This window comes from Planococcus sp. TJ-301 (assembly GCF_058268475.1).
In genome coordinates this window covers 1,949,584-1,972,636 of the sequence record NZ_JBZDOH010000001.1, presented here as the reverse complement: position 1 = coordinate 1,972,636, position 23,053 = coordinate 1,949,584, and the positions used below count along the sequence as shown (strand labels likewise).

Genomic DNA, 23,053 nt, shown 5'->3' with positions numbered 1-23,053 from the left:
GTTAAAGAATTTCTTTCTTAATAGATAAAATGAGGAAAGTATATTAAAAAGTGAATAGGTAATAAGTTTAACTAATTATATAATTTCACATGAAAATATTGTAAAATAAGTATAAAGATATTTTTTTAAATTATTAAAAAAAATATAAAAGAGGGATAACTATGCAATCAGAAGTAATAGAACCCAATGTTAGTAACTTTGTTAATTCTTTAAGAGATATGGGTTACACATTTCCAATAGCTATTGCTGATATTGTTGATAATAGCATAACTGCAAATGCAAAGAACATTAATATTTTAGCCACGGCAAAACCTAGTATGCAGCTTGCACTCTTAGATGATGGAATTGGTATGGATGAAGAAGAACTTATAGAAGCAATGCGGCTTGCAACGAAAAGTCCAAATTCAAAGCGAGAAAAATCTGATTTAGGAAAATATGGATTAGGATTAAAGACAGCTTCTTTCTCACAATGCAAAAAGCTAACAGTAGTATCAAAAAAAGGATCGAAAATTAGTTCGAAACAATGGGATCTCGATTATATTTCGCATGAAAATCAGTGGCTACTTATAACCCCGGAAAAGAACTTATTAAAAAAAATCCCATTATATAAAGAACTAATTAAACAGACATCTGGAACTCTTGTCGTTTGGGAAGATATTGACGGTATTGAAAATCAGGCTTTTTCAAATGAAATTACAAAATTAAGAGATCACTTAGCTTTAGTTTTCCATAAATTTTTAGAAGGCATGCCAGGCATTAAAGTGCTTAAAATTAGTATCAACAATAACTCTATAAAGCCATTCAATCCATTTAATCCTGAACATGCTGCTTCTCAACAATTACCTGCAGAAAAAATAAAAATTAAAGGTGAAACCATTTTAGTGCAACCATTTATACTACCTCACCATTCCAAAGTATCTCAATCAGAATATGAGAAATACGCTACGGATGAAGGTTATATTAGATCTCAAGGTTTTTATTTGTATAGAGCGAATAGGCTATTAATTTATGGAACATGGTGGAAGCTACACAAATCTATTGACGCCCATAAATTAGTTAGAATTAAAATTGATATACCAAACAGTCAGGACCAGTATTGGGGAATTGATATAAAGAAATCTACTGCTAGTCCAAGTGAAGAAATAAAAAAAGACTTAAAACGAATTATTTCACAGGTAACAGAAAAGGGATCACGGCCTTATACCGGTAGAGGAAGAAAAATTGAAGACAAAACCGTTAATCGATTCTGGGGATTGTCTCCATTAAATGGCGAAATTAGGTTCGTATTAAACACTGAACATCCAATGTTAAACCACTTAAAAGCATCTATTAATGCTGAGGAAGTTGAATTACTCAATACCTATCTTAAAGGAATACAAGCGTTTCTGCCTTTGGATGCAATTCAGTCTAAGTTACAACAAAGTCCACATGAAGTAAATCAAAAGTCAATATTAACAGAAGAAGAAATAGAAAGCATAATAAATAAATTAAAATCATCTAACCTTGATGATAGTTTAATGGAACAACTATTTAATACTGAAATATTTAAAGAATATAGGAGTGTGAAGAAATGAAAAAAAATAGTTATCAAATAATTAAAGATTTTATAATGGTGAAACTAAATAAGATTGATGGGACGATTCCAGCAGGAAAAATTGACGAAGAAATTCAAAGTTTAAAAACAACAGCAAATCAAATAGGATGGGATATACTGGCGAAATTACTTTCAGTAGAGGAGTTAATGTCTTTAGAAGAACAAGAATGGTTAAGAATGGAAAGAGAATTAGAAACTCATTACAACGTTGAAATGAAAGCAGGCATTTTAGTTCAAGGAACAGATCAACAGCGCCGAGATACAACATGGTGGTCAAGCAAAGAGAAACAAACCAATGAAAACTACTATTGGAACAGGTATAAAGATTTGCTTGAAAACTCAATGCCTCCAAACGTAGTTAGGACAATCGATGAAGACACAGATATTGTTATGGATAATATTGAGAATCCAGCAGAATTTGATAAGTTTTCAAGGTATGGAATGGTTGTAGGGCATGTCCAATCAGGTAAAACTGGAAACTATGCAGCTTTATTATGTAAAGCAGCGGATGCTGGTTACAAATTCATTGTGGTTATAGCAGGCGGAATGGACAACTTGCGTGATCAAACCCAAGAAAGAATAAATGAATCTTTCGTAGGGAGTGATAAAGCTGGGAATTTGATAGGAGTTGGAAAGTTAAGTGGTTTGCGCAGAGAGTTGCAGCCTATAAGTCTTACTACTGAAGATCAAGATTTTAATAGTAGAGATGCAGATAGGTTATCTCAAGGATTAAACTTCGATAATATAAATACCCCAATTATGTTAGTAATAAAGAAAAATGCTTTCACATTAAAGCATGTTATCAAGTGGTTGAAGTCCCAATATAAAAATCAAATTGCAAATCATGCCATGTTATTAATAGATGATGAAGCAGACTATGCTTCTATAAATACAAAGCCAGAAGAAAATCCTACTATTGTAAACAGCAATATACGCCAACTCTTAAACTTATTCAGTAAAAGATCGTATGTTGCTTACACCGCAACTCCGTATGCAAATATATTAATTGATCATGAAGTAGAAACTGAAGAAACAGGAAAAGATCTTTTCCCTAGTGATTTTATATATGCCCTTGAAGCTCCTGATAATTACTTTGGAGCCAAAAAAATATTTATGAAAACGAACTTAAAGCATGTAGTGGAAATTGATGATTATACGAATTACCTTCCAACTAATCATAAGAAAGATTGGAGTTTAATTGGTTTACCAGACAGTATGTATGAGGCTTTAAGAGTTTTTATTATAAATATAGCTATAAGAAATTTAAGAGGACAAGGCGATAAACATAATAGCATGCTAATTCATGCTTCGCGATTTACAAATATGCACATGAACATAAGGGGATATGTAGAAGACTACGTAGAAGAGATCAAAAAAGACATAGTAACTTACGGGAAACTTCCCAATGCTGAAATACAAAGTTCACGTATATATGAAATAAAAGAAACGTGGAATGATAAACACAAGGACGATAGTTTTGAATGGATCGAAGTGTTGCATAGTATTGTTGATACAGTTGATACAGTAATTATTCGTGAAGTACATTCTAATACGAAGATTTATTTGAAATATCGAAAAGACGTAGCAACTAATGCAATAGTAATTGGCGGAACTAGTTTATCCCGTGGCTTTACGTTAGAAGGATTGAGTGTAAGTTACTTTATAAGAAATACAGCTTTCTATGATACTTTAATGCAAATGGGCCGGTGGTTTGGATATCGTCCAAATTATGAAGACTTATGTTATGTATATATGTCACCAGAAACCATTAATAAATTTATGTCTATTATTGAGGCAACTGAGGATCTGATAGCAGATTTGAAGGAAATGCGCAGACTAAAAATGACTCCACGTGATTTTGGGCTAGCTGTAAGACAACATCCTGAAAGTGGTTTGCAAGTCACAGCAAGAAATAAACAAAGAAATAGTCACGACGTTTATTTTGAAATGAAGTTAGATGGACATTTGAAAGAAACAAGTTGGCTCGATAAAGATCCCGAAAAAATGACTAAAAATTTGCAAGCAATCAAAAAGATTATAGATACATTGCAGGAGCAAAATGTAAAGTTTGAAAATCCTGATAAAGGCACTTCTTATGTTTGGAAAGATGTGGATCGCTCAATTGTCAAAGAATTTTTACAAAATTTTCAGACATATATTTATGACTTAACAGGAATAAATGCGAGAATGCCCATAAACTTTATACGAGAATATGTTAAAGAAGTTGACAAAAAATGGGACATCGCACTTTATAGTGGAGAAAGTGAAAATCAATTTATCCACAACGGGATATCCATTAAACCTCAAATGCGAGTTTTCAATATTAAAGATGATTATTATGAAATTGATCACCGACAAGTATCTTCGGGAACTGCTGAAAAAATTGCTTTAGATGAGCCCATAAAGAAAAAAGTGGGAGATAAAAGAAAAAATATTAGAGCTCACTTAAAAAAACCATTGCTTATGCTGCATGTAATAGAACCGCGAGAAGGACGAGAAAAAATGAATACTTCTGAAGTTGCAGCATTTGGAGTTAGCTTTCCAGGCGGAGTAAGTGGTTATAAAAAAACAGTAAAATATAAAGTAAACACTGTAAAACTGCAACAATTAATGAATGAGGAGGCGGAGTATGATGACGACGACAGATAATCCATGGATAACCATGAACCGCTTAACTCAGAGAAGAGCTGCTCCTGATACTGCCCATAATATTTATTGGATAAGAGAAACTGATGGGAAGTATGGATTCTGGATTAGTGCAGCCAGTGTAGTAAATTTTAAGGAAGAAGCCATAAAGTTGAAAGGAATAACTATATCGAAAACTTTAAAACCTGATGGCGGAGATCTTTTTCTTGTTTTAGAAAGCAGTGAGGATTGGGAAGTTTTTAAGTCTTTATGCGAAGACTTAATAAGCGTCACTGTGAAATATAAAGACGAAGAAAAAATGATGAGTGTTATTGACTTAAGGTTAAAAAAATGGCAACAGATGTTAAAATCAGCAGGTTCAAAGAGTTTAACAACGGAAGAACAGATGGGTCTTTTCGGAGAACTAAAATGTTTAGTGGAGGTTATTATTCCTCTCATTGGTCCTTTAGAAGCTCTGAATTCTTGGACAGGTCCTGAGAAGGATAAGCAGGATTTTCTTTTAGAAAATGCTGTTATAGAAGTAAAGTGCTCTAAAACTTCAAGAGGAGAAGTTGCTACTATATCTTCTTTAGGACAATTAAGCAGTAATAAAGAGGAATTTTTCTTAGTTTTTTATAACATCTCTCCTTCTGAAAAGGGCGTTTCAATTGAAGAATTAGCAATTGAAATTAAAAATGAATTTTTTAGTCACAGTCCTTCACTGCAAGAAATGTTTGAAAGCAAGTTGATTGAATATGGATATATTTCAGAACTCAATCCCTTCCTTGAAAATTTTCAAGTAGACAAAAGAAAGGCTTTTGCTGTAAAAGAAACCTTTCCACGTCTTATTCCATCACAAGTAGATCCAAGAATTGTATCAGTAAAATATAATCTTGATTTATCGAGATTATCTGAATATGAAACTGAATATGCCGGAGTGTTAAAGGAAGATTCACAATGATTGATATTAGTGAGTTCCATCAGAATTTCTTGCAGACGATACTTTCAGAGTCCGAAAGTCGTGGCTTACTTAAACCTCAAGCTTTTTTAGAAATTTGTTGCGAGGAACTAGTAGATATTGGTGATTTGACAAATAATTATACTATTGCTGAATATATTAAAACCGGCATTGAAGTGCATGGATATGACTTTGATGAAGAAAGAGGCGTTCTTTCTCTTATAGTTCACCAATTTTTCCAAGAAGATGAAATACAGACACTTACAAAAACTCAAATGAAAACTAAGTTTAATCGTTTGCAAAGCTTTTTTAAAAAGTCTATTTCTGGACTACTAGATAACTTAGAAGAGACTTCTGCAGCATATGAAATGGCTTATTATTTAAAACACTATTTAGAAAAAGGACAAGTAGAAAAAATAAAATTAATACTAATAACTGATGGTAAAGCCACAAGAAATTTATCAATAATTGAATCAGAAAAAATTGCCGATTTGCCTGTAGAGTTTAGAGTGATCGATATTGAATATTTTTTTCAAACATATAAGTCAAGAAGTGCTAGTGGAGAAATAGAAGTGTTAACAAAATTACCATCACTGGAAATTAATGATTCCTCTCAACTATACAAATCTTATTTGTCAGTAATAAGTGGGGATCAGTTGGTTGAAATTTATGAAAAATATGGACAAAAACTTTTTGAGCAAAATGTAAGAACTTTTTTACAGTTTAAAGGGAATGTTAATAAAGGAATTAAAAACACTATAGAGTATCAGCCAGAAATGTTTTTTGCCTATAACAATGGAATCACTGCAACTGCATCTGCAGTAGAACAAGATAGTCAAGGTAACATTATTAAAATTAAAAATCTACAAATAGTTAATGGTGGACAAACAACCTCAGCTATTTATGCTTCCAAAAAGAATTTGAAAAAAAATGTCTCGGATATTTCTGTTCAAGTAAAGTTAACAGTAGTTATGGATGAAAAAGACCAAGGTTCTTTTGTTTCGAAAATATCAGAGTATGCAAATACACAAAACAAAGTTAATAAATCGGATTTCTTCTCTAATAGTCCTTTTCATATAGAAATGAAGGATTATTCAAAGAGAATCTGGGTAGCTGCTAAAAATGGGTCTCAACGAAGAACACATTGGTTTTATGAGCGAGTCCGGGGTGAATACCTTAATGAGCAAGCATATTTAACAAAAGCGGAAAAATCTAAGTTTCAGCTTGAAAACCCTAAAGTTCAAATGTTGGATAAAACCTTTTTGGCTAAAAGTGAAAATTCATGGATGCAAAAACCTCAAGCAGTAGCAAAGGGAGCGCAATTTAGTTTTGCCTATTTTGCTGATTATATTACTTCACAAATCGAGAAAGATAATCGAGTCATCACAGAAAGTTATTTTAAAGATGCAGTATCTCGAGTTATATTATTTAAAAATATTGAAAAGATTGTATCTGATGCAGATTGGTATGAAAATGCATTTCGAGCTCAAATTGTTACATATACTATGGCTTATTTATCTTATATAGTTGAAAAGCAAGAGAAACATCTTAATTTCCAAAGAATATGGGAAGCTCAAGAATTACCTAAAGATCTTTATAAAGCTATTGAAGTTATAAGTAAAAATATTAACGCTTCTATAACTAATCCAATAGAAGGATCAGCAAATATAACACAGTGGTGTAAAAAAGATGCATGTTGGAACACTGTAAGAGAGTTGCAAATTCCTATCAAACTTTCTTCAAGCATGCTTTTAGATAAGGAAGAAGCAAAATATATTAAGAAACAAGATAAAAAAGAAAAGAAATTAGTGACTGAAGCAGAAATGCAAATATACATTATGAAGACTGAGATGAAGATTTGGACCCAGGTTTATGAATACTTTAGAGATCGAAAAGGTGGAAATATTACTTTTACACAACTAGATATTTTAAAAAAATGGGCAACAGGAAAAATGGATTATCCATCAGAAAAGCAAAGTGTGATTTTATATAAATTACTTAAACAAGTTTCCGAAGAAGGAATTCTTGTTTTAAAAGATTTAAAGTTTTAAATAGAAAAACTGTTCAGCGATCATTTTTTAAGTGATCGCTGCTTTAATTTTTAGCGTAAAAAGAAACAAATGTTCGTTTCAATTTAATAATTATAGTATTAACCTTTTATTTGATGATATAATTATCTTACTGAAAAGATAATGAAGAGATTTCTCTTTAGAGAGGTGATACTAAATGAGGGAGCTAAATGTACTGGACTTATTTGCTGGAGCCGGTGGTTTGAGTAATGGGTTCGAGCAAACTAAACAATTTAAAGTAAAAAAAGCTATTGAACTTAATGAGGCAGCAAGGCGTACCTATTCTGCCAACCATAAAAATGTTGAAGTTGAAAAAGATATCACATTGGTAAATTTTACAGATTCTAATGGGATATTAAAAAAAGAGTATCAAGATATTGATGTAGTAATAGGAGGGCCTCCGTGCCAAGGTTTTTCAAATGCCAATAGACAGAAGAATAGTCTTATATCAAATAACAATCAATTAATTAAAGAATATATAAGAGCTATAGAAGAAATCAAACCTTCTGCTTTTGTAATGGAAAATGTAAAAAATATGAACTCAAAAACGCATAAGTTTTACTTATCTGAGCTTGATAGTATAGATGAATTGAAATCTTTAAACATTAATATCATTAAAGAAAAAGTTAATGTTGGTGAAAAGACTGATATGTTCGCAGATTTAAAAATATTTGTCAGTGATTTCAGTGTTCAAGCCAATTCGAATCTCAGCCCTTATATTATTAAAGAAGATATCTTTTCAAAATTAAATACGATTTATAGATTGCTGGAGGTATCCAACCTAAAAAAAGCAAATGAATTTTTCCGGAAAACAAAAAATTATGTTATATTTCAAAAATATTTACTGGATTGGGATATGCATCATGAAATATACTGGCATGAAAATTATAGATTAGAGTGGTCTAAATTAGGGATTTTGTTAAAGCAAATAATATCTAATATGGAAATAAATTATGCGGAAATACATCAAATTTTAAAACAAGTGATAGAAAATCAAAAGTTGCTTAGAAAATTTCAGGAAATTTTTCAAAGTAAAGTTATTTTTAAAGAGCTTTATGTAGAAGAAGAAGAAATAAGTTTGGAGCTATTCACTTACAATGTATTTGAATTCTTAGTTTCTAAGTTAAAGAGCTTAGGATATGCCATTAACGAGGATCAGCATATATTTAATGCTGCAGAATACGGGGTACCACAAATTAGACGAAGACTGGTACTGATAGGAATAAAAAAAGAAAATCTTAGAACGCCAGCAGTGAAAATACCAGAACCAATTTTTTCAAAAAAAGAAGAATACTATTCAATCTATGATGCAATTGCAGATTTAGAGAGTGAAATACCTGAAACCGACATAAAGAATTCCAAAATAATTAGAAATAAGAAAGTAAACCTTAATAATCAGCTAAACTATTATCTTAATAATTTGGATGAACCAATTATTTATAACCATGTAATGACTGAAAGTACAGAAGTTGCTAGAAACCGTTTTAAAGTTTTAAAAGAAGGCCAGAACTTTCATGACCTAGATGAATCTCTTAAAACATCTTATAGCGATCATTCCAGAACTCAAAATACAATTTATAGAAGACTTACTTACACTAATCCATCGGATACTGTAATTAATGTAAGAAAATCAATGTGGGTACATCCTTGTGAAGATAGAGCATTGAGCATAAGAGAAGCTGCTCGACTCCAATCTTTTCAAGATTCCTACATATTCAAAGGCAGTAAAGACCAGCAATATCAACAAGTTGGGAATGCAGTTCCTCCTTTGTTAGCAAGAAATATAGCAGAAAGTATATTAACTTCAATGGGAATTGAGATTCTTTTTTCTGTAAAAAATCAGTTGAAAAGGGAAACTCTTACCTTAGCAACATCAGGAAAATAAAAATATAGGAAAATCTAAAATGACTAGATTTATTAGACTTAATACTGTTTTTGGAATTAGTGGAATTTGAAAACGAGACGAAATGGTATTTGAATTTGCCATTTGTCTCGTTTTTATATTCTTCCTATATTTTATCGAAAATCTGACATTCTTCTACCCAATTTTAAATATATTTCATGCACAGTAGGATTTTAGTTATATTAAATCTGTATATTTAAAAGGTTTCACTTTAAATACTCCATTTTCATTTTCTTCAATAATTAATCCTAGTCCCAAGATCTTATTTATTCCTTTATCTTGCCGAAATAAAATTCCTATGGGGATTTTATGTTCTAAATTATATCTGGCAGCTGCAATATCACTTTTCTTTCTATTATCTTTTTCTTTGCTTGGGGGAAGCATATTTATATAAGAGAAAGTTTCTTCAGGAACATCCCATTCTATCTGTCTCCCATAATTCTCACTAAGTTCAGTTGCTTGATACGAGAGAAGATATGCTTTTCCTTTTGGTTTATAAAATCCACGAATTAAATCATGCAAAATATGAGGACCAGAGACAAATTCATCAGCTGGTAAGGTTTCTCCTTTTGCCATTCCTTTAATTCTTTTTTTCCCAATTAAGACTTCACCTTTAAGACGTTCAAACTTAAAAAGTAATTCGCCGTGAATTTTTTCCAAAATATCACTCCCTATTAGTTTTTACTTCCTTTATTAATGGTACAATTTTCAAAAAAATAAGTCTATAATATATTTTAGTGATTCTTTAGCGCCTGGCTTATTTTAATTTGTGTTATGAAATCTACGATAGATTCTAATGTAGTGCCAAAGTCATTTTTTAAATCATGTTCCCATATCCTTAAAATATTCCATTGTTTATTATTATAAAAACCATTTACAAAATTATCTCTTTCAACATTTTTAGCCAATTTTTTTTCCCAATAATCTTTATTGTTTTTTGGTTTATTTCCATGAATTGGACATGCATGCCAAAAGCAAGAATCAATAAAAATAACAATTTTATATTTTTTAATTGCAAAATCTGGATTACCTAACAGGCTTTTCACGTTCCTTCTATAGCGAATTCCGCTTTTCCATAAAGCTTTTGAAACTTCATCCTCTAATTTGGAGACTGATCTAATTGCCTTCATATTATTCGAACGAGTGGTTGAAACATTTTTAAACTCCACAAATAATAACCTCGCTTTCATAAAGAATAAATCATAATAAGTAAAGGGAAGCAACAACTGGATTTAAACTAAAAAGAATTGAAAGAAATATTTCTTTCAAATAATTTATATATACCCAAAAAAGAGGAACACCTAAAATACTTGGGAAATAATTCGAGACCTGACTGAAAACGAAAAGTTATTAAGTTTATTATTTTGTAAGAATTGCATATTGAAATCAAGGTTTAAAGGAATATTAATCATTGATTTAATACTTTTAAATAATTCTGTATTGAGGTACAGACTTAATTAAACAAATATTATTAAGGAGCAAACTAATGATTATTGACGTTGTTTTAGGAAGAAACATTGATACATGTATGTGGGTTAATGATTTAAAAAAAAACAAGGCAGATCAAATTGCAGTGATAGATTATGAAAGTATTCTAGATTTTGAAGAAATAGATGGAGTAATATTTCTTTCTCCAAACTTTGCAAAGAAGTACTTAAAAAAGTTTGATACGATAAATTACTGCAAATCTTTATATGCTTATCCGGGAATGAATGGTGATATGTCTTCGTTATATAAAAAAGAAAAAGAGTGAAATAACAATAAGTGAGGATAAAATTTATAATAAAAGGGAGCATTCTAATGCCAATCTACAATAAACTAGTACGCGATTTAATACCCAACGTAATTACCAAAACCGGAACAGGGTTTTCCACACGTATTTTGTCCGAAGATGAATACATAGTTGAGTTGAAAAAGAAACTAACTGAAGAACTTCAAGAATACAACGAAGCAAAAACTAACGAAGAATCGGTAGAAGAACTTGCGGACATTTTGGAACTGCTCCATGCTGCGGTGAGGATTCACGGTTCTTCTGTTGAAAAACTTGAAGAAGTGCGGAAATCAAAAGTGGAAAAACGTGGTGGTTTCGAGCAGCGTATCTTTTTGATTGAGGTTGAAGATGACTAAACTGGAATTTGTTACAAGACAATTGGGCACTCATTTGGAGAGGCTTGCAAAAGACGCAGTCGAGATTCATTGGATTACGGCTTTTGCCATGAAATCAGGGGTCCGAATAATTCTCCCGATCCTCAAGCAAGCCATAGAAAGAGGAGTGCCGGTTAAATTGCTTATCGGTGACTACTTGTTCGTCACCCAGCCGGAAGCGTTGCGAATGTTGTTGGAACAGGTTCCGGATGCTGAAGTGCGTATCTGGAAAAGCGGCGGGACGTCGTTCCATCCGAAATCCTATTTGTTCCGAGGGACTCAGAACTCCCATCTGATTGTCGGATCCTCCAACCTTTCTGCCTCCGCGCTGACAACAGGAGTGGAATGGAACTTGATTGTGCCAGCGTCAGTGGACGCTGAAGTGTTCGAGGAAGCGGTGATCCGCTTTAATGAACATTTCTATGCGGAGCAGACCATCTCACTGAACCAGGAAACTTTGGCAGAATATGAAGCCCTACATAAAGAAGCGAATCTCAAGCGGCCGATCAGTCCGGTTTGGTCGGAAGCAGAAGAAGTAGAGATGACGTTTGATACAATACCCGCCGAGGTAGTGCTGGGAACACCGGCTCCTTACATAACCGATATCACACCGCGCCCAGCCCAGCAGGAAGCGCTGGCGGCATTGGAGACCGTGATGGTCGAAGATTATAGCCGGGCAATGGTTGTATTGGCCACTGGGCTTGGAAAAACATATTTGGCCGCATTCTTTGCGGAGAAATTCAAGCGGGTGCTGTTCGTGGCGCACCGGGAAGAAATCCTTTACCAGGCGGAACAGTCCTTTAAGCACGTTCATCCAGACCGGACGAGTACTTTTTATAATGCTTCCCGAAAAGAAACCGAAGCAGATTTTATCTTCGCTTCTATTTACACCTTGGGCAGCCAGTATCACTTGGATCGCTTCGCCAAAGATGAATTCGATTTGATTGTCGTGGATGAATTCCATCACGCGGCAGCGCCGACGTATGAGCGGCTGCTGGATCATTTCGAACCGCAATTCTTATTGGGCATTACGGCGACGCCTGACCGGATGGACAATAAGGACGTCTATGCTCTATGCGATGGCAACGTCGCAATTTCCATTCATTTCCTAGACGCTATTGAGCGCAATTGGCTGTCGCCTTTCAATTATTTCGGCGTTTATGACGATACAGATTATTCTTCGATTCCGTGGCGGGGCACGCGCTATAGCGAGCTAGAATTGATGCAGGTGCAGCTGCGGAAAGATTTTGCGCAAAAAATTCTGGATGCCTGGCAACAGCACAAGCAGACGCGCACTATCGTCTTCTGTTCTTCTGTAAAGCAAACGCAGTATATGGATGCTTTCTTCAGGGAGCAGGGAATTAGCTCAATGGCTTTGCATGGGGGATCGCCTTCTGAAGATAGAAGAGGGGCGAGAGTGCGGCTGGATTCTGGAGCTCTTGAAGTGATTTTTACAGTAGATCTGTTCAATGAAGGCGTGGACATTCCGAAAGTGGATACGCTTCTTTTCATTCGGCCAACCGAATCACTGGCGGTCTATACCCAGCAGATCGGCCGCGGCCTGCGCATCTCGGAAGGGAAATCCCATTGCGTTATCATCGACTTTATAGGCAACTACCGTAACGCAGACTTGAAGCTTGCAGTTTTTGATCAAGGAGGAGAAGGCAAGGAAAACAAAGCCATCCATCCCTTGGTGCCGGCAATGTGCGGCTTCAACCTTGATCTGCAAGTAGTCAATCTGCTGGAAGAGATGCGCAAAAAGAGAGCGCCGCGCAAAGAATTGCTGGTTATGACTTATCACGAGCTGAAGAAAGAACTCGGCCGCCGTCCAACGTATTTGGAATTTCACTTGCAGGCCAATGCAACGTCTAAAACCGTCAAACAGGAGTTTGGCAGCTATTTCGGAATGCTGGCATATGCAGATGAGTTAACTCCCGATGAAGAGGGGATTTGGTATAAATACAAAAATTGGTTTTTGGAAGTTGAAAAAACCGGTATGAACAAAAGTTACAAAATGGTGCTGTTAAAATACATGCTTTCCCGGGGGCCGAGGGATTGGTTTAAGCCAGTTTCATCGATTGAAGCGGCCCCGTTCTTCCATTCATTCTTAATGGAAAAAGAATACCGCTTCAAAGCGGATTTCAGCGATACCAAAGGCAAAGGGCTACGCAACTACGATGAAAAGAAAATGGCATTCTTGATAGCCGATATGCCGATGACTAAATGGAGCGACAGTGCAAAAGAAAATTTGGTTGTTTTTAACGGTAAAGATTCTTTTTCTTTTAGCTTAGCACCTGTGAATGAAGAATTGGAATTACTCTATAACTGGACGGATGAAATAGTAGAGTATAGGCTACATGCTTATTTTGAGAGAAAAGCAAAGAATTTAATTCAGAGCAAAACAGCAAGGTTTTAAAGTTTTAGTCTATATTCAATAAAAGTAAAAAAACTGAGTTCTCTTTTGAGAGCCCAGTTTTTTATTTATAAACGAAGTTTAGATTAGTCTTCCCAAAGTTCTTCCATCAACTCTTCAATCTCTTTTCTTCTCTTCTCGGTTTCTTCTTTAAGGATAATCACCTGATCTCCGTTGATCTCGACAAAGTCGCCCGGTTCAGCTGATTCAGGGAAGATGCTCTTTTTGAAGTCTTGGGTAATCCCATCAATCTCCACTACTGCGATATCCTCTTCAAACCGATCGATGATTCCTTTTATCGGTTTCATCGTCATTTTACCGTCGCGACAGTTATTTTGGTTCCTGTCGAAGTGAAGATGATATTGCCCTTTTGATCGGTCCGATAAACAAGAGATTTGTAGGGCTTATATCGGTTCAACACTTCGGCAGTCGGATGGCCATAGGCATTCTTGCCGACACTGATAACCGCATATTTCGGTTTCACCATTTTGAGGAAATCTGCATTGGATGAGGTTTTCGCCCCATGATGTCCAACTTTAATAACATCTGCAAGAAGTGTCTGCTTGGCTTTTACCATGTCACTCTCCGAAGCTTTTTCCGCATCCCCTGTGAACAAAAACTTGTTCTGGTTGTATGTGACATGCAACACAGCGCTCCAGTTATTCAGATCGCTCTTGCCATATTCTCGGACCGGTCCTACGAATTTCGCGGTAACTGTCTTTAGTGGTAGCTTCACACCCACTTTTGCCGTTTTGATTGTTAGTTTCTCTGCCTTCACGGCTTTCAAGAAGTTGGCATAAGCATCAGTGGTATGCGCTACCTTAGGTGCGTAGACTGATTCCACCCGGTAAGCTTTCAAGACTTCATCCAAGCCACCTAAGTGATCGGCATCGGGATGCGTGGAGATCATGATTTCGATGTCGTCCACTTTCATTTTCTTCAGGTAGGCGATGACTTCATCGCCTTGCCCTTGGCGTCCACCGTCTATCAACACATCTTCTCCACCAGGCATCTTGATATAGGTAGCGTCTCCTTGCCCAACGTTGATGAAATGGACTTTCATTGTAGGCGTTGCTGCGATGGAAGGTGACGGTACGGAAACAATCCCAACCAAGAGAACCAGTGCCATAAAAATGCTCGTAATATTTTTCAACTAATCTCCTTCTTTCCTGTAAGTTATATATACCCTCATCATAAGTCATAGATGGTGTTTCAACAATATAATTCTTTAGACCGAATGAGAGTGGATTGTTCCCGGACATTTCGTGGTATAGAATAAGAACAAATGTTCTTGTTTTAAGGAGTGGTTGATATGAAAACAGAGGAATTGCCCGAACGCATCATTGCCTGCATCGATATGCGCAGTTTCTATGCCAGCTGTGCAGCCATCGAGGCCGGGTTAGATCCGATGGAGGCGTATATTGCAGTGGTAGGCAATCAGGAGCGTAAAGGCAGCGTTGTGCTGGCTGCTTCTCCCAGGATGAAAAAGGAATTCGGCGTCCGCACCGGAACGCGACTTTTCGAAATACCAGGTGATTCGCGGATTCGACTCTTGGAACCGAAGATGGAGTTTTTCCTCAAGGTGTCGATGGCGATTACGGAATTGCTGGGGAAGTTTGTTCCAACGGAGTGTATCCACGTCTACAGCGTAGATGAGAGTTTTATCGATTTTACCGATGTCCAAAAGTTATGGGGGAAGCCAGACGTTCTGATCACGCACATCCAGGATGCCATCATACGACAGTTCGGGTTGCCATCTGCCGTAGGTGTCGGGCCGAATATGCTGCTGGCGAAGCTTGCGCTTGATTTGGAAGCGAAGAAGACCGGCTTTGCCAAATGGGGCTACGACGACGTACCGAAAAAGCTCTGGCCGGTTACGCCTCTCAGCAAAATGTGGGGCATCGGTTCCCGGACCGAGTACAACCTGAACAACATGGGCATCTTCTCGGTCGGGGACCTTGCCTGCGCGGATGTGAGCCGGCTTGAAGCGCAGTTCGGCATCCTGGGCCACCAGCTTTATCAGCATGCTAACGGCATTGATCTGTCGGAACTCGGTGCTCCGCTTGTGGAAGGGCAAGTCAGCTATGGTAAGGGACAGATCCTCTACCGCGATTACATCGAAGTGGAAGACATCATGACGATCATTCTGGAAATGTGTGAGGCTGTGGCTATGCGGGCGCGCCAGGCGGGGCGGGCAGGGCGCACGATTCAGTTAGGCGTCGGCTACAGCAAGACGGCTTTCGGTGGTGGCTTTTCCCGTTCGCGTTCGATGGACGATGCGACGAATGAGACGATGCGAATCTACCGCGTATGCCAGGCGCTGTTCCATGAGCATTATATTGGCAAGCCGGTCCGTCAGATTTCGTTGTCCATCCACAATCTGGAAGAGGAGTCTTCCATGCAGCTAAGTTTGTTCGAGGACCGTAAATGGGAGAACCGGAAGCTGGGGGCAGCGATGGACAACATACGGAATCGTTACGGGTATGCAGCCATCTATCGGGCAGTGTCTGGCACGGAGGCGGGGACGGCGGTTGCCAGAACTAAATTGATTGGTGGGCATAAGAAATGAACGAAAAAAAGCCGAGCAAAGTTTGCTCAGATCTAAACAAAGAAGTGTATTTAAATTAGTGGAATTAAATATTTTAAATTTTATTATTAGCTTTTACAGATTTGTTAGCATTGAGATTTCCATAAGAATTCAATGCGTTTTCTTTAATAGATTCTTCAAAATAAAGTTCGTATAGCATGTCAGATAAACTAATCATTACGGAAGGTTTTCCATTTAAAAAGAAGTTAGCAATAGTATTCACTAAGGTATTGGTAACTAAAAAAATCCCTCCGACATTACTACTATTAATTGATTAAATTTTTAAACCAGTTAGTCAATATAGGTATCTCATCATTATAAACTGTAGCAATGACATTATTTCCATCTGTTATGATCAGGGAATCCAAAGGTACATTATTTGCCTCTACAACTTCAGATATTCCACTAGCCGGCCAGTTAGTTCCACACAAAAATGGTGGCTCTGCTCCAACTAAAAATCTTGAAGGGTCTTTTTCTAGCTGTGAAATCAACATATGGTTGAGATTATAACCTTCAAATTCATACACTTGATTATTTACTTCTGCGATAATTGTTAATTTATATATTGGGGTTCTAAACAATCGTTTGTGTTCTTTAATGTCAGGTTTAATCTTAAAATTCACTTCTTTTAGTTTCAGTGATTTCGTTTTTTCTACATGAAAAGTTGCTTGATCTAAATTCATATGTACTTCCATAGTCTCAGTCCTTTATTAGCATTTTGTTGTTTCATAATTCGGTCCGTTTGTTGAAGATTACAGGAAAGCCAAGTGGTGGCCATGCACGCGGCAGGCGCAGATTTACCGACTATCGCGCAGCAAACCGGCCATCAATCACTTGAAACGTTAAATCAGCACTATTTGACAGTATCTGAGATAACCTTAGATAAATATCTATAGGAATAGGATAGACTGGCAATAAGTTGAGAACCTAAAAAAAAGAATGGGCTGCTGAAGATAGAGAAGCCTTTCTTGTTTTGTTAACGTATTTAGTGATAGAAAACCTTAATCTGGTTATGACTGACCTTCTTATATATAATCGTCCGTGTCATGGAATATTGCAGATTTCTTTTCTTCTGCAAATTTGACCCAACGACTGAAACCCTCTAGTACACTTGTCGGTGCTATTGTAATTTTAAAATATAGAATTAATTTATGTGCTAAAATCATTTGAATATTTACGGCGAAGAAAAGAATTCGTGCTTCAAGATAAGGTTTCCGTTCAAAAGAATTGTAAGTAAAACTGCCGTCTTCCTTTTCAGTTCCATAAGAAATATAAGTTGAAGGGTTGAAGTGAACATATGTATTAAACATTTCATAAATAGCATGATAAACAATTTTATTATGAGTTGTATCAGCTAACACGGACATATTTCTAAGGTGTATAGGTACTTTTATTTTCTTATTACTATACTCGAATCTCAAGTTTTCAAAATAATCTTCTTCAGTTTTATTTCTTATTTTGAATGTATTAGCAGGATTTTCTAAATCTAGCGTTTGCTTTATCTTTAGATCGTTTAATTCCTTATATTCTTTTAAGATTTGTTCTTTAGAGGTTTGCATTAAGTAGCAGAGATGTAAGTAGCTTTCAGTCATTACCCTTAATAATACAGTTGCTTCAACGTAACCATTTTGTAAATCCTTACTACTGATTAACACGTTGATGGCTTGAAAGTTTCTAATTGCTTTAACGTGTAGGTGATAAAAGTATTGTTTCAAATGTGGATCGTGACGTTGAAATTCTGCGCTTTTCTCAATAAAAGTCATTGCCTCATAAACATTACAGACAGATTCTTGTAATTCTTTATGGATAGCGTCAATTTCAGTGTTGGTTTTCATAACATCCCCCTTTGCATATAAATATTATATCACTAGGTATTCAAAGAAATTTACCACGATACTTTTACTAATGGACAAAGAGATTGTAATTACTGAAAGCCTTAAATCGCTGGGGAAATTTGCTTTAAGAAAACACGTCAAGAATACTCTGTACCGTATATGCAGAGGAAGGGTTTGAAAAGTTTCTTCTATATAACTTATAAAATCCGAAAACTGAGTTCTCTTTTGAGAGCTCAGTTTTTATATTTTAATAAACTTTCTTAGTCTACCTAGAATTCATCTGTTAATTCACTCGTGTCATATTCTTTAAATTAAAAAGCTCTTTCCACAAACCAAATTAATCCAAATGCTAAAATGGCTGTTGATGTTCCTGGGATGACCCATTTGGCCGGTTTGAATGTGAGTTTCTTGAGCCATAAGATGACGGGGAATGCCAAGCACACGATTAGCAGCTGGCCTATTTCTATTCCAATATTAAACGACAACAGTGATGTGACCAGCTGGCTTCCATCAAGCCGCATTTCGGAAAGGATTCCCGCAAAGCCGAATCCATGGATCAGCCCGAATCCAAAGGCGAGCCATGGCTTGTGTTTGGAGTTGGGATTGAAAATATTCAGGAGCGCGATGTAGATAATGCTCAACGCAATAGCGGATTCCACAAGTTTTCCAGGCAACTGCACAATCTCCAATGTGGCAAGAATCAACGTGATACTGTGAGCGATTGTAAAAGCCGTGACCAATCCGAGAATGTGTTTGATGGTCCTTGCTCCAAATAATAAGCTAATAACGAACAGGATATGGTCATATCCAGTAAAGATATGCTCCAAGCCAAGCAATAGAAACTGCTTCGCGCTTTGAACCAAGCCCATTTCTCCGATTTCAAGCTCTCGTGATTCGTAAGAAAGAATGCCTTCTTGCTGTTCGCCATCTAAATTGACCGTTGCATAGTTGGCATGGCTTGGATCGGAATCATCCAGGAATACATTGTAGACCAAGCTCAATTTTTCCGGTTTATGGTCCAGTTGATAACTTAAGTTGATGACAGCAAATTGGCGTTCTTCCATTGTTTCCACGCTGGTGCTTTGGATGGTTCCTTCTATTTTTTCGCTGTCTGCATAAAGTTCAATATGGGTATTGATATAATCCTGAACGGTTTGTTCATCGAATAGGGACCCTTCATCCATTTCTTTATTCATGGAATGGCCCAGTTCTGTCAGGTCCAGTTTCAATTCATAATCCAGGGTGTCGCCATTCACATCAATGAGGGAGTATCCTACACTATTGTTCGTATGTGCAGATGCGGTAGGAGATAGAATAGAAGTCATCGAAATAATCAGCAACAGAAATAAACAAAGCTTTCTCACAAAATCCACTCCAATTTTTAATATTATGTATGTAGGGTAAAAAATAAGGAAAGACGGGGAGATAGGAATCTCCCCGCCATCTAGCAGTACAAGAATTTACTTGCTTGTCTTGAGAAAAACCGGGTTCGAGTAGAACCAAAGGTCAGTCCATGGATCTTCACCGCGTGGGTCGATTTCCGGTTCTGTCTGTTGCGTATTGGTGCCGCGCAAGCGGATATAGCTGTCTTTCTCTACATCTTTCAATGTATACGAGATTTCAATATATTCCCCTTTTTGCGTCCAATCTTTTTCGGTGAACGTTTTGATGACTTTCGTCGTCGGGTTTGATGCGGTTGAACGGTCTTCTACTTTTCCGTTGACTTCTCCCATGATCAAATCGATATGGTCAACTGAAGGCTTGTCGCCGTTGGCATTCGCCGCATTGGGGTCTTTCAAACGAATCGTCACGGTTGCATCTTTGGCCTTTTTGCCATTCAATGTTAACGTTTCGCCGATAGTAGCTGAATTCCCTTTGGATTTCGCGAACAACGGCGATTTGGCGTTTGCTTGAACTTTCATATCAAGTTCCGAGACAAGGTCGCCCGTTGACACGAAAACATTGCCGTTGCGCAGGCTTTCCATGATGTCCTCGTAATCTTTTTCGGCTTTTACGTAAGTTTTCGAGTACTCGCCCGGCCAGAAATCACTGCCGCCCTCGCGCCAATTGACATGCGAATCAGAAGTCGCAGTGATCCACCAATGTCTTCCTTCACCCAGCATCGAATCCCACAGTCCGCCAACCTTCGCCGTCATCTGGTCAAAGCCGCCAAGCGTCGGGTAATTGCCGTAACCGCCTCGTGCGCCATCATCCAGCGTGCCATCCGGGGCCAACGCGGCAGCCTGGTGGCCAGGAGCCCCTTCCATTCCGATGGAGATATTCGGTGCCAGATCGTTCCAATTGCGGAATTCTTCCGGTGTATCTTGGCCCCATGCGCCGTCACCTTTTGCTGAACGGGAAGGGTGGTGCGCAATATGGATCGGTTGCTCGCCTTCATCCAATTGTTTCATGTAATTGAGCGCTTCGATCATCGTGGACTCCGTATCCCTGCTGCCGTCGTTCGGGAAAGGTTCGCGCTTATTGAATTTGCTTTCGATGTTATAAAGGACCTGTGATTCCTGATCGCCTTTCGGAATAATCAGCGAGCTGTGGTCAGCGGCTGGCGTATCAAATTCCATCCCATAAAACTGGAGAACGTCAGGAATGGCTTCGCGGGACTTCAGCAATTCAGGATAAGCCTGCTCCAAGTTAACTTTGGAATGGTTTGGGCCGCCGTGATCTGTTGTGACCATCCAATCAAGTCCATACTTTTTAGCGTTTTCTGCATTTTTTACCGTTGGGTAAATGGCATCTCCGGCACGGATTGGCGTTGGTGGGTTTGTGGAATTGTCCCAGCCGACGCTCCATTCGCTGTGAATGTGATGGTCGCCAGCTAGCCAAGTGGCATTATTCCGCTTTCCCTCTTCTTTAGACACTTCGTTTGCTTCCACTTTCTGTCCACTGTCGGCAGTGAGAAAAGTTTGAGCTGTAAAGGAAGTAGCGGCCAAAACCGTTGTAGCGATGATTGGAAATGTGTTCTTTTTTACGCGAAATCCCATGTTTTATTCCTCCTAACATTTTTTGATTACTCATGTAATGATAAAGAGGCGTTGTTGTTGGCGAATGAATTTAATGTAAAAATTTTGTAAATTTTTTAATTTATTATCTATATTTTGTAAGTTAAAAATGGCTTTTCTCTATACAATTTTGGGTTGTTAAATCGAGCCTCGGTGTAAATGAGAACTCGATCGGTTAACGGGGGCAACAAAACAATTGATTGAAATTGGCGAGTTACTTCGTAGAGGTGGATTGAAAGCAGCACGTGCCAGGGGGAGACGGCGTAGGAGACCAAAAGTAAATCAGCTGAATCAAGCGATGGCTCTCTGCCATTCTCAAAGAAAGCGTGTAAAAGAAATACAAGAGGCAACGGGGATTTTAGCAGCAACATTATAACGAAAACTTAATAAAAGCTTATCAAATCATTAGGAATTTGTAACATTAACCTTTATAGTAAAGCAGGGATTAAAACTTAAAATCATAACTTGATACTTTAGTTCCGCTGGTTTACACGCCGGAGCACTGTTCCTGGCTCCACTAAACCGAATGCTGGTTCAATATGATCTACAGTATTTATTTAATCCACGTAATACGGATCACATCGTTAAGCTGTTTTGTTCGACCTATAGAGGATGTAAATTGAAGTGTGATTATTTATTTGAGCCATACGGCACCAGTTTTTTGATCATACCTCATTGTTAGAAAAGAAAAAGATATTCTATATTAATTGGAGGAAATAATTTTGGATAAAGAATTTCACTCATTTGGCTGGTATGCATCTAAAGTATCGCCGCATCTGCCCAAAAATGCATATAAACCGGTTCCAGCACGTTTGCTTGGCGGCCTGGCTTATTTACTTATTACAATTGCAGGAATGCTTGCTATTGGTATATATGATCTACCCTTTCTTGCGAACATAGCCATTGCCTTTGTCATTGGAACAAGTTTTGCCGCGATGGGATTCCTGGGGCATGAAATTTTGCACGGAACGGTAGTGAAAAAAGTTTGGCTGCGTGATTTTCTGGGAGCTGTTTTCTTTTTTCCGCTTCTTACGGGACCAAAACTTTGGCGCAAATGGCATAATATGACGCATCATGTTCACACTCAACATGAAGAGAAAGATCCGGATACGTGGTTGTCAAAAGAAGATTTAGACAAAAATCCTGCGCTGAAAATTATCTATCGATTGCCGTTTTCAGTCCGTGCATTTCTGGAGTTTTTCGCTTTGAGTTTTACCTTCACCATGCACTCGACTAAAATATTTTTCGCTTATATCAAGGAGTTTAAGCCTGAAAAACGACCGGCAGTTTGGTTCCAGTTCTTGTTGCCATGGGTTGCTTGGCTAGGTTTGATCTTCTTTGTCGGAATCACAAACTGGCTATTTATGTTTTTAATCCCTCATTTAATTGCGAATGCAATTGTAATGGGCTATATTTCGACTAATCATCGATTGAATCCACTTGTTCCGGTGAATGATCCGTTAGCCAATACCTTATCGGTGACGGTTCCTCGGTGGGTTGACTTTTTGCATTTCAATTTTTCTTATCACACAGAGCATCATATATTTCCGAGCATGAGCTCGAAGTATTATCCTTTGGTAAAAGAACATATAAAGGATAACTGGCCGAGCCGCTACCATGAGATGCCGATGTCGAGTGCTTTGAAAGCGTTATGGAAGACTCCTCGAGTGTATTACAACGGAAAAGACTTGATTGATCCTCAGGCCCAGTTGGCCTATGGGTCACTCGGGAATGGTCTGAATCCCGAAGCCATTGAGCCGCGGCCGATGAATTACAGCGACACTAAAGATAGAATAAAACAGGCTTAAAGTAAGCTTGGTTCAGAAAGAATTTAATGAATGTAAAAAGCCGGTTCATGATGAACCGGCTTTTTTTCTATGGGACGAATTTTAATTTGTTGGTTACTA

General features: G+C 37.3%; 18 protein-coding genes. 10 read left to right on the top strand and 8 right to left on the bottom strand.

Annotation, left to right across the window (positions count from 1 at the left end; translation table 11 throughout):
- Positions 1–161: 161 nt before the first annotated feature.
- The 5 genes from AC4EHJ_RS09605 (at position 162) to AC4EHJ_RS09585 (ending at position 9,131) form a co-directional block, all read left to right on the top strand.
- Complete coding sequence (locus AC4EHJ_RS09605; RefSeq protein WP_490975336.1) at positions 162–1,574, top strand: ATP-binding protein; 1,413 nt, start codon at positions 162–164, stop codon at positions 1,572–1,574.
- Positions 1,571–4,243 (top strand): Z1 domain-containing protein, encoded by a 2,673-nt coding sequence (locus AC4EHJ_RS09600; RefSeq protein WP_490975335.1) that lies wholly within the window; start codon positions 1,571–1,573, stop codon positions 4,241–4,243. Before AC4EHJ_RS09605 ends, AC4EHJ_RS09600 begins: the two co-directional genes overlap by 4 nt.
- Positions 4,224–5,180, top strand: coding sequence for a PD-(D/E)XK motif protein (locus AC4EHJ_RS09595; RefSeq protein WP_490975334.1), 957 nt, complete (start codon positions 4,224–4,226; stop codon positions 5,178–5,180). Before AC4EHJ_RS09600 ends, AC4EHJ_RS09595 begins: the two co-directional genes overlap by 20 nt.
- Entirely contained in the window at positions 5,177–7,228 is a 2,052-nt protein-coding gene (locus AC4EHJ_RS09590; protein WP_490975333.1) for an AIPR family protein, read from the top strand. Before AC4EHJ_RS09595 ends, AC4EHJ_RS09590 begins: the two co-directional genes overlap by 4 nt.
- A gap of 175 nt (positions 7,229–7,403) precedes the next feature.
- Complete coding sequence (locus AC4EHJ_RS09585; protein WP_490975332.1) at positions 7,404–9,131, top strand: DNA cytosine methyltransferase; 1,728 nt, start codon at positions 7,404–7,406, stop codon at positions 9,129–9,131.
- A gap of 195 nt (positions 9,132–9,326) precedes the next feature.
- Here the strand turns inward: AC4EHJ_RS09585 and AC4EHJ_RS09580 are convergent, their stop codons facing one another.
- On the bottom strand, positions 9,327–9,809 hold the full coding sequence (locus AC4EHJ_RS09580) for a hypothetical protein (RefSeq protein ID WP_490975331.1): 483 nt from the start codon (positions 9,807–9,809) through the stop codon (positions 9,327–9,329).
- Between the two features lie 74 nt (positions 9,810–9,883).
- Positions 9,884–10,318 carry a very short patch repair endonuclease gene (locus AC4EHJ_RS09575; RefSeq protein WP_490975330.1) on the bottom strand — a complete coding sequence of 145 codons (435 nt, stop codon included), beginning with the start codon at positions 10,316–10,318 and terminating at the stop codon, positions 9,884–9,886.
- Positions 10,319–10,635: 317 nt separating this feature from the next.
- Here AC4EHJ_RS09575 and AC4EHJ_RS09570 point away from each other — a divergent pair, with 317 nt between their 5' ends.
- The 3 genes from AC4EHJ_RS09570 to AC4EHJ_RS09560 are packed head-to-tail and all read left to right on the top strand — an operon-like array spanning position 10,636 to position 13,710.
- Positions 10,636–10,902, top strand: coding sequence for a hypothetical protein (locus tag AC4EHJ_RS09570; RefSeq protein WP_490975329.1), 267 nt, complete (start codon positions 10,636–10,638; stop codon positions 10,900–10,902).
- 47 nt (positions 10,903–10,949) lie between these two features.
- Positions 10,950–11,276 carry a nucleoside triphosphate pyrophosphohydrolase gene (locus AC4EHJ_RS09565; protein ID WP_490975328.1) on the top strand — a complete coding sequence of 109 codons (327 nt, stop codon included), beginning with the start codon at positions 10,950–10,952 and terminating at the stop codon, positions 11,274–11,276.
- Positions 11,269–13,710, top strand: coding sequence for a DEAD/DEAH box helicase family protein (locus AC4EHJ_RS09560; RefSeq protein WP_490975327.1), 2,442 nt, complete (start codon positions 11,269–11,271; stop codon positions 13,708–13,710). The genes AC4EHJ_RS09565 and AC4EHJ_RS09560 overlap by 8 nt, the downstream gene beginning before the upstream one ends.
- A gap of 83 nt (positions 13,711–13,793) precedes the next feature.
- Here the strand turns inward: AC4EHJ_RS09560 and AC4EHJ_RS09555 are convergent, their stop codons facing one another.
- A complete protein-coding gene (locus AC4EHJ_RS09555) occupies positions 13,794–14,015 on the bottom strand; it encodes a DUF3006 domain-containing protein (RefSeq protein ID WP_490975326.1) in 222 nt (73 codons plus the stop codon).
- A gap of 2 nt (positions 14,016–14,017) precedes the next feature.
- Entirely contained in the window at positions 14,018–14,836 is an 819-nt protein-coding gene (locus tag AC4EHJ_RS09550; protein ID WP_490975649.1) for a ComEC/Rec2 family competence protein, read from the bottom strand.
- Positions 14,837–15,019: 183 nt separating this feature from the next.
- Here AC4EHJ_RS09550 and AC4EHJ_RS09545 point away from each other — a divergent pair, with 183 nt between their 5' ends.
- Positions 15,020–16,276, top strand: a complete 1,257-nt coding sequence (locus tag AC4EHJ_RS09545) for a Y-family DNA polymerase (RefSeq protein ID WP_490975325.1) — start codon at positions 15,020–15,022, stop codon at positions 16,274–16,276.
- A 284-nt stretch (positions 16,277–16,560) separates the two neighbouring features.
- Here the strand turns inward: AC4EHJ_RS09545 and AC4EHJ_RS09540 are convergent, their stop codons facing one another.
- The 4 genes from AC4EHJ_RS09540 to AC4EHJ_RS09525 form a co-directional block, all read right to left on the bottom strand.
- Positions 16,561–16,977 (bottom strand): hypothetical protein, encoded by a 417-nt coding sequence (locus AC4EHJ_RS09540; RefSeq protein ID WP_490975324.1) that lies wholly within the window; start codon positions 16,975–16,977, stop codon positions 16,561–16,563.
- 342 nt (positions 16,978–17,319) lie between these two features.
- A complete protein-coding gene (locus AC4EHJ_RS09535; protein ID WP_490975323.1) occupies positions 17,320–18,129 on the bottom strand; it encodes a DUF5677 domain-containing protein in 810 nt (269 codons plus the stop codon).
- A gap of 311 nt (positions 18,130–18,440) precedes the next feature.
- Positions 18,441–19,493, bottom strand: coding sequence for a HupE/UreJ family protein (locus tag AC4EHJ_RS09530; protein ID WP_490975322.1), 1,053 nt, complete (start codon positions 19,491–19,493; stop codon positions 18,441–18,443).
- Between the two features lie 96 nt (positions 19,494–19,589).
- Positions 19,590–21,128: a CehA/McbA family metallohydrolase domain-containing protein gene (locus AC4EHJ_RS09525; RefSeq protein WP_490975321.1), complete on the bottom strand. Its 1,539-nt coding sequence runs from the start codon at positions 21,126–21,128 to the stop codon at positions 19,590–19,592.
- 740 nt (positions 21,129–21,868) lie between these two features.
- Between AC4EHJ_RS09525 and desB the strand changes: the two genes are divergently transcribed.
- Complete coding sequence (gene desB / locus AC4EHJ_RS09520; protein WP_490975320.1) at positions 21,869–22,954, top strand: Delta(10) desaturase DesB; 1,086 nt, start codon at positions 21,869–21,871, stop codon at positions 22,952–22,954.
- Positions 22,955–23,053: the final 99 nt, after the last annotated feature.